Below are 12,755 nucleotides of genomic sequence, written 5' to 3'. Positions count from 1 at the left end.
GCACTGTGGTGGGCCGAATCTCGTTCCGGGGTATCGCTGTTCCTACATCGCCGAACGGGGCTGAGCGGGGACGGCCCTCATGTCGTTGCCGGTGTTCGGCTTGACGCGCTGCCACGTGCCGTCGCTCTTGCAGGTCTGGTACGTGCCGTCCGGGTGGTAGACCTTACTGCCGACGCTGTAGTCCTTGCCGTCGTAGACACACACGGTCGTCTGTGTCCCGTCGGGTGCGGTGCGGATGTCGGCGTGGGCTACTGCGGCCTGGGCGCCGAGTACGCCGCCGGCGACGAGAAGCGAAGCGGCGAGGGTCTTTACGGTTCGAGAGATCATGTGGCGGTCTTTCTGGTCGGTGTCGGGTCCGGTTGGACACAAACAACAATGGCCTCCCGCGGTGACCGCCACCAGGCACCCGAGGATGCCGATTCGCCCACCCTTCCCCTCCCCCGACAGACGCACCTCAGTCCACGGTGATCAGATCTTCACGACCTTCGATGTCGGGATCGGGTGCGAGTCCGCCTTGATCCAGCGCATCGCCCACGTCCCCTCGGTGTGGGCGTCGGTGTCGATCCAGTTGCCGTAGCCGGGATCCTTGGCCGACACCACGATCGTCAGGGTGCCGTCGTCGTTGAGCTTCGCGGTGTGGTTGTTGATGTAGATGTTCGTCCGGTTGTAGTCGAGCGACTCCACCCAGAAGTTCTGCAGCACGAAGTTGAAGTACTCGCAGTTCGGGACCTCGGTCTCGATCACCCACGCCTCGTCCTCGGCGAGCTTCCAGTAACCGTGCAGGTAGAAGATCGTCGGGTCGCCGCCGGCGTTCTGGAAGTAGTCCTGCCCCCAGTCGAAGACCTCGTTGGTGTGAGGCTGGAACTTGCGGGACCACTCGAGGAACGTGTTGGCGGTGCCGCGGACCATGCCGACCGCCTTCCCGAGGCGCTCGCCCATCTCCTCGCGACTCAGCGGCACGAATTCACCGTCGGGGTCGAGGCATTCGATGGACAGCTCGGCGGGGACCTCGTTGCGCCGGTCCCGGTAGGTCTGGCGGACGGAGATGAGGTTGCTGTCCGGCGCCATCGGCAGCCAGGCACCCTCGGCGGGCTTGTCGACGCTCGCGATGAACTCGAAGCGGCCGTGCTCATCGACCTCGATGTCGTGAATGTGCAGGTCGCCGGTCTGCATCATGGTGCCGTCGATGTGGTAGCGGTTGACGCGCGACCCGAACGTCACCAGCGGGACCGTGCCCCGCGTGCCGGTGATCCGGTAGGTGTAGTTCCCGGAGATGTTGGCGCGCATGTACATGTTGTCGGGGTTGTCGGCGCCGATCTTCGTCATCATGTTCGGGTTGGGCGCCGACGTGAACTGCGGCCACCGTGGATCGGTGTACTCGACGCAGTTGATCGTCGCATAACGCAGAAGGCGTGACAGGTAGCGGACGCCCTCGGCCTGCGTCAGCGGATCCTGCGGGACGACCTCGTGCTGCAGGATGTTGCCGGTGTCGAGCAGATCGGCGCAGAACTTCTCCCAGGTGGCGTTCATGTGAGTATCCCTGTTCTGGTTGATGTTTCGAGGACGTGCTTCAGGCGGTGGCGGCGAACTTCGCCTCGACGTCGGCTGCCGTCACGCCGAACTCCTCGAGCGCGTACTGGTGCGCCGGCCGCCGATGGTCTGCGAGGCTGCTCTGGTGAGACTCCGTCACCGCACGGCGCGCCTCATCGGTGAACGGCAGCGAGAACCGGGCGTAGATCTTCTCGACCGTTCCGATCGGATCGGCAACGAAATCCTTGTAGTCCACGTCGACGAACTGATCCGGGTCGTACCGTGCCCGAGCACTGTTGAAGTGCGCATTGCCGCGCGCCCACAGGTCGAGCTGGGTACGCCCGATGGTCTCACGGTCGAACGCAGTCGACATGTCGTGCTTTCCCTGCTCGGCGAGGCTGAACGTGGACGCCATCGACGTCTGCGGATCCCGGAACGTCCGGACGATCAACGCATCCGGGTACACCCGCATGATCTCGTCGATCGCGAACACATGGCTGGGGCTCTTGAGCACCCACCGCCGGCCCGGGTCCCGCAGCCCGATCAACTGCAGGTTCTTCTTGTGCCGCGCGTAGGTCTCGGTCCAGTCCTGTCCCGCCAGCCACGTCGAATAGCTCGGCACGTACGCCACACATTCGAATGAGATCGAGAGCATCGTCTGCTGCAGCAGGCGCCAGCATTCCTCCACTTCCTCGGCCCCCATGAAGTGCACCTTCATGAGAGCCGCCTCGTTCGCCTGGCGGGCCCGGTAGAACGCGTCCGAACGCAGGAAATCCTCGTTCTGCGACCAATTCTCGCGGTCGGGTCGTGGCTGCGGCGACTCGGCGAGCCACATCTCGACGCCCTGGTGTGCCGGGTCCGCGCCGAGCAACCGGTGCAGCGCGGTGCTCCCGGTCCGCGTCAGCCCGCACACGAAGACGGGGCGCTGCACCGGAACGTCGACGTGCTCGGGGTGGCGGGCGAATCCGGCCTCGCTGATCAGGCGGCCCGAGAGCGCGCTGGTGATCATCTTGCGGGCGATCACACGCCCGTGCGGGGTGAGGTCCGCTTCCCGCTCGAACGAATCGAGCAGCACCCGCAGCCCCTCGAGATACTCGGTGCCACCGAAGTCGTCGAGCCCGGTCGCCTCGCGAGCGGCCTGGTGCAGGTCTCCGATCGTGCCCACACCGTCGTCCTCCTGTGTCATCTGTAATTCCTTGCGAGAGTGAGAGTGAGGTTCAGTGGTGGGTGTGCCCGCAGTTGACGTCGAGGCACTGTCCCGTGATGGCGCGGGCGAAGTCGGAGGCGAGGAACACCACCGCGTTCGCGATGTCGTCGGGCTCGGGCAGCCGGCGCAGGTCGGTGTCGGCCGCAACCTCTGCATAGACCACGGCGGGATCGACTCCGCGCTCCTCCGCCCGGCGCTCGAACATCTTCTTCACCGAGTCGGCCCAGATATATCCCGGTGCAACCGAATTCACCCGTACCCCGTCGGGCCCGAGCTCCACCGACAGGCTCCGGGCGAGCGCGAGCAGCCCCGCCTTCATCACCCGATAGGCACCGAAGTTGGGCAACTGATTGCGGATCACCATCGAGTTGATCATCACGACGGATCCCTGGGACTCCACGAGCGCCGGAGCCACCACCCGCGTCAGGTTCAGCGACGACAGCAGGTTGATGTCGATCCCCTGCCGCACGTCGTCTGGTGCCGCGTCGAGCAGGCCGACGTACGCGGGTTGCACGAACGCGTTGTGCACCACCGCATCCACCCGCCCGAACTCCGAGAGAGCCCTGTCTGCGAGCGCCTGGACGGAGGCGGCCTCCGTGAGATCGGTTGGCACACACAGCGCGGTACCACCGCTGTCCCGGATCTCCTCGGCCACCGCGTCCAGCCGCGACTCTGTGCGGGCGGCGAGGATCACCCGCGCACCCGCATCGGCGCTGCGCACCGCGATCGCTCGACCCAGCCCCGGACCCACGCCCGAGACCACGACTACCTTGCCCTCGAGCAGCGGGAGTCTCGTCCGCACCGCCCCGGCGTCCACCATCCCCGACATGGTCACCGATCCGCCCTAGTCCGCGCGTGCTTCGGGATCGAGAACCACACTGAGGGAGACGATCTTGCACGCGTCGTCGAACTCGAAGAGATCGCTGGCGAGGAAGGCCGGCATCCCCTCGGGCTGGACGCGCAGCTGCGTCGCGGCGTACCGACCGGAGACGACGATCGGCGAGTGGCGGCTCACCGAGAACGCCACCTTCGCGTTCTGAGTGTCGAACTCCCGGATCTCGTCGATACCGCGGTAGGTCCGCACTCCCAGCGGCTCGTGCTGCACCGCATCGTCCGCGAATAGCGATACCAGTTGGTCCACATCGTGGTTTCCCAGATGCTTGACGTACGCGTCTATCGCCGAACAGATTTCGTCTCGAGTGGGCAACAGGATCTCCTTCGTATGATCGGTGGAACACGGGACAGGATCGGCGGAAGCCGTCCGATCAGGCGATGACACCACGGCCGCGCAGGAGCGCGATGATCTGCCTGCTCGCATCCTCGGGCGACGTCGTGGTCGTGTCGATCCGCAGATCGGGCGCCTCCGGCGACTCGTACGGCGAGTCGATGCCGGTGAAGTTGGCGAGATCGCCGCGGCGGGCTTTCTTGTAGAGCCCCTTGGGATCCCGCTGTTCGGCGACGGCGATGGGGGTGTCGATGAACACCTCGCAGAACTGGTCCACGCCGATCACCTCCCGGGCGGCGTCGCGTTCGGCCCGGAACGGGGAGATGAACGAGGCGAGGACGACCAGGCCGGCGTCGGCCATCAGCCGGGCGACCTCGGTGACGCGGCGGATGTTCTCCACCCGGTCGGCCTCGGTGAACCCGAGATCCCGGTTCAGGCCGTGCCGGACGTTGTCGCCGTCGAGGAGGTAGGTGTGGCAGCCCAGCGCATACAGCTGCCGCTCGAGTTCGTTCGCGATGGTCGACTTCCCGGATCCGGACAGGCCGGTGAACCACAGCACCTGCGGCCGATGACCGTTGAGTGTGGCGCGGGCCTGGCCGTCGACGTCGACGGCCTGCCAGTGGATGTTGTCGGATCGGCGCAGCGAGTGCGCGATCATGCCGGCGCCGACGGTGGTGTTGGTGAGCCGGTCGATCAGGATGAAACCACCGGTGTCCCGGTTGTCGGCGTACGGATCGAACGGCACCGGCCGGTCGAAGCTGATGTTGCAGACGCCGATCTCGTTGAGCGCCAGCGTGTTCGTCGCCGTCTTCTCGAGGGTGTTGACGTTGATCTTGTGCTTGGGCTTGGTGATCCGCGCCTGCACGGTCATGGTCCCGATCTGACACAGGTACGGGCGTTCGGGGAGCATCTCGTGCTCGCCCATCCACACCACGTGCGCCTCGAACTGGTCGGCGACCCCGGGTAGTGCGTCGGCGACGGCGAGGACGTCGCCGCGGCTGATGTCGATCTCGTCGGTCAGGGTGACGGTGACCGATTGGCCGGCGATCGCCTCATCGAGATCGCCGCCCATCGTGACGATCCGATCGACGGTCGATTCCTTGCCGCTGGGCAGCACCCGGACACGATCACCGGGGCGCAGGATGCCGCCGACGATCTGCCCAGAGAAGCCGCGGAAGTCGAGATCCGGTCGGTTGACCCACTGCACCGGCATCCGGAACGGGCCGCTGCTCAGCTCGCTGGAGATTTCGACGGTCTCGAGGTGCTCGATCAGCGTCGGACCGTCGTACCAGGCGGTGTTCATGCTGCGTTCGGTGAGGTTGTCACCCATGTACGCGGACAACGGGATCGCGACGACGTCGGTGAGCCCGATCTCGGCCGCGAAACCCGCGTACTCGGCGACGATCTCCTCGAAGACGTCCTGCGAATAGTCCACCAGGTCCAGCTTGTTCACCGCGAGGACCACGTTCCGGATACCGAGGAGCGAGACGAGGTAGGAGTGCCGGCGGGTCTGAGTGAGCACACCCTTGCGGGCGTCGACGAGGATCACCGCGAGATCCGCGGTGGAGGCGCCGGTGACCATGTTGCGGGTGTACTGCTCGTGGCCGGGGGTGTCCGCGACGACGAACTTGCGGCGTTCGGTGGAGAAGTAGCGGTAGGCGACGTCGATGGTGATGCCCTGCTCGCGCTCAGCGGCCAAACCGTCGACCAGCAGCGCGAAGTCGAGGCCGTCGCCCTGCGTGCCGACCTTGCGGGAGTCGGCCTCGAGCGCCGACAGTTGGTCCTCGAACACCAGCTTCGACTCGTACAACAGCCGGCCGATGAGGGTGGACTTGCCGTCGTCGACGCTGCCACAGGTGATGAACCGGAGCATCGACTTGTTCGCGTGCCGGGCGAGGTACTGCTCGATGTCGTCGGCGATCAGATCCGAAGGCTGAGTCATCAGAAGTAACCTTCCTGCTTCTTCTTCTCCATCGAGGCGCTGCTGTCGTGGTCGATCACCCGGCCCTGACGCTCGGAGGTGGTGGTCAACAACATTTCCTGGATGATGTCGGTCAAGGTCTCGGCGGTGGATTCGACCGCACCGGTGAGCGGGTAGCAGCCCAGAGTGCGGAACCGGACGCTCTTGAGCTGCGGCTGCTCGCCGGGCAGCAACGGCATGCGGTCGTCGTCGACCATGATCAGTGCGCCGTCACGCTCCACGACGGGGCGCTTCGCCGCGAAGTACAGCGGCACGATCGGGATGTTCTCCTGCCGGATGTATTCCCACACATCGAGTTCCGTCCAGTTCGACAGCGGGAACACCCGCAGGGACTCACCCGGGGACTTGCGGACGTTGTACATCCGCCACAACTCCGGGCGTTGCTGCTTGGGATCCCAGCGGTGCTCGGCGGAGCGGATCGAGAACACCCGCTCCTTCGCGCGGGACTTCTCCTCGTCACGGCGCGCGCCGCCGAACGCGGCATCGAACTTGTACAGGTCGAGGGCCTGCTTGAGTCCCTCGGTCTTCCACATATCGGTATGCGTCGCGGAGCCGTGTGTGAACGGGTTGATGCCCTTCTCCACGCATTCCGGGTTCTTGTAAACGAGGAGGTCGAAATCGCCTGCGGCAGCGGATTCGTCGCGCAGCTTGTACATCTCACGGAACTTCCACGTGGTGTCGACGTGGAGGAGCGGGAACGGCAGCCGCGACGGATAGAACGCCTTCCGCGCCAGGTGCAGCATCACGGCGGAGTCCTTGCCGACCGAGTACAGCATCACGGGATTCTCGCTCTCGGCGACGGCTTCCCGCATGATGTGGATGCTCTCGGCCTCGAGCCGCTCGAGGTGGGTCAGTGTTCGGGTCATCGCCGAAGTGCCTCCAGTGCTTTGCCTGCCAGTTCGGGCCGGCAGATCAGTAGGTCGGGCAGCCAGGGGTTCTCCTGGTTGTAGATCAGGGCGGATCCGTCGATCCGTGAAACATGCAGTCCCGCAGCACGGGCCACCGCGACGGGCGCGGCCGAGTCCCACTCGTACTGTCCGCCGGCGTGCGCGTAGACGTCGGCCTCACCGCGGACCACCGCCATCGCCTTCGCACCCGCCGAGCCCATCTCGATCAGCTCGGCACCGAGCGCGTCCGCCATCGCCATCACGGGTTCGGGCCGGCGAGTGCGACTGACGACCACCCGGGGCGCGCCGAACAGCGGTGCGTACGACGCGGGAGCGTCGACCGTCGAGAAGGTGGTCCCGAGCGCAGGCATCGCCACCGCGCCAACCGTCAGGTCCCCGCCCTCGACGAGCGCGACGTGCACGGCCCAGTCGTCGCGACCCTTCTCGCCGTACTCGCGGGTGCCGTCGAGGGGGTCGACGATCCACACGCGGTCGGCGGCGAGGCGCGCGAGATCGTCCGCGCCCTCCTCGGACAGCACGGCGTCGCCCGGGAACCACTGCGCCAGCGCGCCGACGAGGAACTCGTGACTGAGCCTGTCCGCGGCATTGCGGACTTCGGCCGGATCGACGTCGGTGTCGTCCAGTCGGCGCCGATGATCGAGCAGCAGACGGCCTGCCGCCGTGGCGATCTCCACCGCCGCGCGACTGTCCGCATCCCGCTGGTCCGTCGAATCGGGTGGCGTCGTGATGGCGGCTTCATGGCTCATGGAACGTGACTGTAGCCACAGAATGAACCATGTTCAATCCCAGAACGAACATTGTTCATTCTTCCTGGGCGTTTCCGCTGCCTCAGAATGAACATTGTTCGATCGAGCTTGGACCTCAGACGATCCCCCGATACGGTGGTCCCATGGGTGTACCGGGCAGCAAGTCGATCTACGGAGATGCGGAGGCTCGGCGCCGCCGCACGCTGGACGCCGCGGCCGCGCTCCTGGACGAGGGCGGCTACACCGCGCTGACGATCCGGGCGGTGGCGAAACGATCGGGTACGAGCACCGGCCTGATCTACCAATACTTCGCGGACAAGCAGGAGATCTTCACCGCACTGCTCAACGAGAGCCAGATCGAGTCCACCGCCTTCGTCGCGGCGCTACCCCGCGATCACGGTGTGGCCGCACTGATCGCCGCGGTGATCCCCGAGTCGGCGAGACAATGGGGTCGGGTCGGCCGCCTGACCGCGACCTGGCGTGACGTCGAGGGCGCGGCGGGATCGGATCGCGATTCGGTCCGCCAGGTGCGTAAGACCGCCAAGCTGTACAACGAGGAACTCCGCAAGGCTCTCCACGAAGCCGCGGCCGCCGAGGGCCGGACCCTGCGCGAGGATCGCGCGCTCCTGCCGTACGTCCTGTCCGGGTTGCAGGGCGTGGCCGACACCATCGTCAACAACTGGGCGCAGGACCTGGACACGGCGGAGTTCGTCGAGTTTGCGGCGACCGCACTGGCGCGAGCCGTCACGGTCTCGGACTAGGGCGTCACTACCCGCGTTTTGCGCACTTATCGTTGTTCGTGGGGCCCTCCGGACAGCGATAAGTGCGCAAAACGCGAGTAGCGGCGGTCAGCCGGAGGCCGCCCAGGCGGACAGCACCGTCCGAATGCCGGTGACCAGCGCGAGCGGCTGGTCGATCATCGCATGGTGCCCGGCGTCCGGGATCTCGGCGACGATCGCCGACGGACCGAACCGCTCGCGCATCTCCGCCATCAGCTCGGGCGAGACGATGCCGTGTTCGGCGCGGAAGTACGCAATGGGGCACCGCGGCTGCGCGACCGCCAACGTGTTGCCGCCGGAACGGGTGAACACCGCCGGATCGAACTTCCACGACCAACCGCCCTCGACGGCCGTCAGCGACGTCTCGGCGACGTGATCGCGCACGCCCGGCACGCCGGTATCCTGTGGCGGCACGAACCGGAACCGCGAGAGTGCCTCGCCGCGATCGGCGTACACCTTCTTGGGTCCGAATGCGGCCTTGCGCCGGGCCGCCTCCTCCTCGGGCGTGCGCTGACGGATCGGCGAGTCGATGATCTGCACGCCGGCCAACCGATCGCCGTACAGATGCGCCGCGACGAACGCGACGATGCCGCCCATGCTGTGACCGACCACCACCGGCCGCCCCTCGATGCCCGACGCCCCGGCCACCGCGGCCACCTCGTCCGCCCACAGGTCCAGCGAATACTGTTCGCGCGTACCGCTGTCACCGTGACCGCTCATGTCGAGGGCGACGACGCGCCGGTCTCCGGCCAGCTGCGGGCCGACGTGATCCCACCACCTCGAGTGCGCCGCACCGCCGTGGACCAGGACGATGCCCGGGCGGCCGGCCTCGCCCCACGCCCGGAACCGCACCTCGGCGCCGTCGACGTCGACGCTGCCGGTCTCGACCGGAGCCGCCAACGCATCGAGGAACCACCGCGGGGTCTGCGCCTGCTCGTCGCTCATTCCTCGAACCTACTGAACACCGATTCGCGCGTCGCACCCAAGTAAGCTCGGGCCGTGTCGCAATCAGGAGCCGCCCCCCTCGTAGAGCCGCGCGTCGCCCCTGCCCGACGGGCTGCCGGTACCGCGGTCGAGATGCTGCTCGCGGCCGTGGTCGCCGCGATCGTGGCCGCGGTGGGGCTGTTCGCATTCGGCCAGGTGTCGTGGCCCGCGTTCCCGTCGTCGAACGTCACGCAGGCCGTGACAACAGTGGGGCAGATCGTCACGATCGCCGTCCTTGCCGTGAGCGTGCTCCTCTATCGAGCGCGACGGTGGGTCCGCGCGGCGACGGTGCTGTCGTGGGCCGGACTTTCCGGATTTGTGACGGTCACGCTCGGCATGCCGTTGAGCGCGACCAAGCTGTACCTGCACGGGGTCTCGGTGGACCAGGAGTTCCGCACCGAATACCTCACGCGCCTCACCGATTCCGCGGCTCTGCACGACATGACGTACGCGGATCTGCCGCCCTACTACCCGGCCGGCTGGTTCTGGATCGGCGGACGGGTCGCGAACCTGCTCGGTATGGACGGCTGGGAAGCGTTCAAGCCGTATGCGATCGCGTCGATCGCCGTGGCCGCCGTGCTCGCGCTGGTCTTGTGGAACAAGCTGATTCGCGCCGACTGGGCTGTCGTGGTGGCCCTCGCGGCGGCCGCGCTGACGGTCGCGTACGGCTCCGCGGAACCGTACGGCGCCGTGATCGCCGTCCTGATCCCGCCGGTGCTGGTGCTCGCGTGGGGTGGCCTGTACCGGCCGGAGAAGTCGACACAGACCCGCAGCGGCGGATGGGGCGCCGTCGTCGGGACGGGCCTGTTCCTCGGTGTCGCAGCCGCCTTCTACACCCTGTACCTCGGCTTCGCGGCATTCGCGGTCACGCTCATGGCGATCGTCTCGGCCGGCCTCGCCGTCCGCGCGCAGGGGTCGTGGCGTGCGATGCTGGATCCGCTTCTGCGACTGATCGTCACCGCGGCGATCGCGATCGCGATCGCCCTCACCGTGTGGCTGCCGTACCTGCTCGAGGCCCTGCGCGGGATCCCGGCGGACAGCGGCACCGCGACACACTACCTGCCCGACGCCGGTGCGCACCTGCCGCTTCCGATGCTCCACTTCTCGCTCGCCGGCGCACTGTGCATGCTGGGCACGATCTGGCTGGTCAGCCGGGCGGCATCGTCGCGCCGGGCGCAGGCGCTCGGCATCGGCGTGATCGCGGTCTACCTGTGGTCGCTGCTGTCCATGACGGCCACCGTCGTCGGCAGCACGCTGCTGTCGTTCCGGCTCGAGCCGGTGCTGATCCTGCTGCTCGGCACCGCCGGAGTGTTCGGCTTCTTCGAGTTCTCCCGCTGGCTGGTCCTCGCGACCAGCGAGAACCCCCGCGTCAAGGCCTCGATCGTCGTGATCGGGCTCGCCGGGTTGATCGCCTTCACGCAGAACATCCCCCAGGTCCTCGCGAGTGACATCACCATCGCCTACACCGACACCGACGGTGACGGCGTTCGTGCCGACAAGCGGCCTCCCGGCGCGGCCGCGTACTACGGCGACGTCGACCGCATCATCACCGAGCAGCGCCCGGGCGAACGCCACGACACCGTCGTGCTGACCTCCGACACCAGCTTCCTCAGCTTCTACCCGTACTTCGGTTTCCAGGCGCTCACGTCGCACTACGCGAATCCGCTCGCGGAGTTCCGCGAGCGCGCGGCGGCCATCGAGAGCTGGACCGAGCTCGAGACACCCGACCAGCTGATCGCCGCGCTGGACGAACTGCCGTGGCGCGCACCGGATGTGTTCGTGTTCCGCAAGGGCTCCGACGGCTACACCCTGCGGCTGGCGGAGGACGTCTACCCCAACGACCCCAACGTCCGGCGATACAGCGTCACGTTCCCGAAGGAGCTGTTCGACGATCCGCGTTTCACGATCGAAGAAGCGGGCCCGTTCGTCGTGGTGAACCGGGTCGGCTGATCAGGCCAGGTGGTGACGGTCGGCCCGGCTGACCGTCACCGCGGCAATGACCACCCCGATCACGACGCCGATGAGGGTGTCCACGACGCGGCTGATCCCCGCGTCGGGGGAGATCGGTGACGTGAACCCGATCAGCAGCAGCGCCATCGGGGTGACGGCCAGCGTCGTGAGCCCGTAGTTCACGAGCACCATCAGTTCGGCCGCGATCTGCAGCACGACGACCACGGCGACCATCTGCCAGTAACCCAGGCTGGCGGCAAGGAGTACTGCGGCGATGAGGGCGCCACCGATGTTGCCGAGCAGACGCTGGATTCCGCGCTGCACCGTGTGCGTGAAGTTGAGTCCCTGCAGCACCGCGATCGCACCCATCGATGCCCACAGGGGATGTTCGACGCCCACGGCCATCGCGATCCAGCCCGATGCCGCGGAAGCGAGAAGGACCCGGACCGCGGTGTGCCGCACCTCGCCGGACCGGAGGCGGGAGACGCCGTTCGCGAGGACGCCGTGCGGCGTCGGCAGCTCCGATCGACCCGACGACCGGTCGTCGGCCACCCCACCGAGGACGCTGGCGCGCTTGAGCTTTCGTAGCTCCCGTTCGTGCTGCGCGATGTCCCGGACGAGGGTGACGTCACCTTCCGCGACCCACAGCTCGACGGCGTCGTCCGCCATGTCCAGCAGTGCCGCGAGGTCGCGCGCATGCACGTGTTCGGTCCGCGAACGTCCGCTCGCCGCAAGCACTTCACGGGCCCGCGCGATTGCAGCCTGCGCGGGAGCGACGCCGTCGGCGCCGACACGTTCGAGGGATCCGACGGCCACGAGGGCCCGTGCCGCCGCGAGACGCGCGGGACCGAGCGGCAGGATCAGCGCCGGCAGCATCGCCGCGATCCAACCCACCAGGACGCCGACGGCAGTGGCCGCAGTGGCTGCGGCGATGTCCGATGCGGACGCGGTGTAGCCCGCGGCCCCAGTGGCCGCGAACACGAGGATCACCGGGCCGGGCCCGAGCAGTCGGAAGGCGTTCATGTACGCCGACGCGACACCGGCGGCGAGGGACAGCACGCCCACCTGCGCCCACATCGGCAGCCCGGCTGCACCGAGCGCGCCACCGAACGCGACGAACCCGATCAGCGCGACGCCGACCAGCGCGACCTTCCCGGCCAGCCGCGGGTACGGCTCGTACCGGCCGAACGCCGACGACAGAGCACCGAGCGTCGCCAGGCCGGCCAACTCCTGGAACCCGAGCAGTCCACCGCCGACGAACACGACCGCAGAAGCGAGCCCCACCCGCAGCGCAGGCGCGATGGTCGCGTCCGCAGCCCGCACCTCGAACGCACGACGCCACGTTCTGGGCGAAACGGAATGAGCGAGGGCGCTGCGCGCGTGATCGATCCTGGTGGTTCGGGACGTATCGAGTGCTGCCACTCGCCCCAGTCTACACGCATTAC

12 protein-coding genes are annotated in these 12,755 nt (G+C 67.4%); 2 read left to right on the top strand and 10 right to left on the bottom strand.

Annotation, left to right across the window (positions count from 1 at the left end; all coding sequences use genetic code 11):
* Positions 1-42: 42 nt before the first annotated feature.
* From HUN07_RS01475 to HUN07_RS01440, 8 genes are all read right to left on the bottom strand, one after another.
* Positions 43-327, bottom strand: coding sequence for a hypothetical protein (locus tag HUN07_RS01475; RefSeq protein ID WP_174907513.1), 285 nt, complete (start codon positions 325-327; stop codon positions 43-45).
* Between the two features lie 141 nt (positions 328-468).
* On the bottom strand, positions 469-1,530 hold the full coding sequence (locus HUN07_RS01470; protein WP_174907511.1) for a DUF1214 domain-containing protein: 1,062 nt from the start codon (positions 1,528-1,530) through the stop codon (positions 469-471).
* A 40-nt stretch (positions 1,531-1,570) separates the two neighbouring features.
* Positions 1,571-2,716, bottom strand: coding sequence for a sulfotransferase family protein (locus HUN07_RS01465; RefSeq protein WP_174907509.1), 1,146 nt, complete (start codon positions 2,714-2,716; stop codon positions 1,571-1,573).
* 31 nt (positions 2,717-2,747) lie between these two features.
* Complete coding sequence (locus HUN07_RS01460) at positions 2,748-3,566, bottom strand: SDR family oxidoreductase (RefSeq protein WP_254622930.1); 819 nt, start codon at positions 3,564-3,566, stop codon at positions 2,748-2,750.
* Positions 3,567-3,581: 15 nt separating this feature from the next.
* The gene (locus tag HUN07_RS01455) at positions 3,582-3,944 is read right to left on the bottom strand and encodes a nuclear transport factor 2 family protein (protein WP_114724565.1); all 363 of its coding nucleotides are present in this window, start codon (positions 3,942-3,944) and stop codon (positions 3,582-3,584) included.
* A 58-nt stretch (positions 3,945-4,002) separates the two neighbouring features.
* Positions 4,003-5,904: a sulfate adenylyltransferase subunit CysN gene (cysN, locus tag HUN07_RS01450; protein WP_114724564.1), complete on the bottom strand. Its 1,902-nt coding sequence runs from the start codon at positions 5,902-5,904 to the stop codon at positions 4,003-4,005.
* Entirely contained in the window at positions 5,904-6,809 is a 906-nt protein-coding gene (cysD, locus tag HUN07_RS01445; protein ID WP_114724563.1) for a sulfate adenylyltransferase subunit CysD, read from the bottom strand. Before cysD ends, cysN begins: the two co-directional genes overlap by 1 nt.
* Positions 6,806-7,597, bottom strand: a complete 792-nt coding sequence (locus HUN07_RS01440) for a 3'(2'),5'-bisphosphate nucleotidase CysQ (protein ID WP_174907507.1) — start codon at positions 7,595-7,597, stop codon at positions 6,806-6,808. Before HUN07_RS01440 ends, cysD begins: the two co-directional genes overlap by 4 nt.
* A 143-nt stretch (positions 7,598-7,740) precedes the next feature.
* Here HUN07_RS01440 and HUN07_RS01435 point away from each other — a divergent pair, with 143 nt between their 5' ends.
* The gene (locus HUN07_RS01435) at positions 7,741-8,358 is read left to right on the top strand and encodes a TetR/AcrR family transcriptional regulator (RefSeq protein WP_174907505.1); all 618 of its coding nucleotides are present in this window, start codon (positions 7,741-7,743) and stop codon (positions 8,356-8,358) included.
* Between the two features lie 87 nt (positions 8,359-8,445).
* Here HUN07_RS01435 and HUN07_RS01430 read toward each other — a convergent pair whose 3' ends face one another.
* Positions 8,446-9,321: an alpha/beta fold hydrolase gene (locus HUN07_RS01430; RefSeq protein WP_174907503.1), complete on the bottom strand. Its 876-nt coding sequence runs from the start codon at positions 9,319-9,321 to the stop codon at positions 8,446-8,448.
* Positions 9,322-9,453: 132 nt separating this feature from the next.
* Here HUN07_RS01430 and HUN07_RS01425 point away from each other — a divergent pair, with 132 nt between their 5' ends.
* Positions 9,454-11,310, top strand: coding sequence for a galactan 5-O-arabinofuranosyltransferase (locus tag HUN07_RS01425; protein WP_174914322.1), 1,857 nt, complete (start codon positions 9,454-9,456; stop codon positions 11,308-11,310).
* On the opposite strand, the gene HUN07_RS01420 is transcribed toward HUN07_RS01425, so the two are convergent.
* The gene (locus tag HUN07_RS01420) at positions 11,311-12,732 is read right to left on the bottom strand and encodes an FUSC family protein (protein WP_174907501.1); all 1,422 of its coding nucleotides are present in this window, start codon (positions 12,730-12,732) and stop codon (positions 11,311-11,313) included. It lies immediately after the preceding gene.
* Between the last annotated feature and the right edge of the window lie 23 nt (positions 12,733-12,755).

Origin of the sequence: Rhodococcus sp. W8901 (assembly GCF_013348805.1) — a bacterium.
Classification (GTDB): Bacteria; Actinomycetota; Actinomycetes; order Mycobacteriales; family Mycobacteriaceae; genus Prescottella.
This window is presented reverse-complemented; position numbering and strand designations above follow the sequence as displayed.

Bases quoted from the DNA above. Each gene is read 5' to 3' on its own strand.
- HUN07_RS01475 (WP_174907513.1), bottom strand. From the start codon at position 327: ATGATCTCTCGAACCGTAAAGACCCTCGCCGCTTCGCTTCTCGTCGCC.
- HUN07_RS01470 (WP_174907511.1), bottom strand. From the start codon at position 1,530: ATGAACGCCACCTGGGAGAAGTTCTGCGCCGATCTGCTCGACACCGGC.
- HUN07_RS01465 (WP_174907509.1), bottom strand. From the start codon at position 2,716: ATGACACAGGAGGACGACGGTGTGGGCACGATCGGAGACCTGCACCAG.
- HUN07_RS01460 (WP_254622930.1), bottom strand. From the start codon at position 3,566: ATGTCGGGGATGGTGGACGCCGGGGCGGTGCGGACGAGACTCCCGCTG.
- cysN (WP_114724564.1), bottom strand. From the start codon at position 5,904: ATGACTCAGCCTTCGGATCTGATCGCCGACGACATCGAGCAGTACCTC.
- cysD (WP_114724563.1), bottom strand. From the start codon at position 6,809: ATGACCCGAACACTGACCCACCTCGAGCGGCTCGAGGCCGAGAGCATC.
- HUN07_RS01440 (WP_174907507.1), bottom strand. From the start codon at position 7,597: ATGAGCCATGAAGCCGCCATCACGACGCCACCCGATTCGACGGACCAG.
- HUN07_RS01435 (WP_174907505.1), top strand. From the start codon at position 7,741: ATGGGTGTACCGGGCAGCAAGTCGATCTACGGAGATGCGGAGGCTCGG.
- HUN07_RS01430 (WP_174907503.1), bottom strand. From the start codon at position 9,321: ATGAGCGACGAGCAGGCGCAGACCCCGCGGTGGTTCCTCGATGCGTTG.
- HUN07_RS01425 (WP_174914322.1), top strand. From the start codon at position 9,454: ATGCTGCTCGCGGCCGTGGTCGCCGCGATCGTGGCCGCGGTGGGGCTG.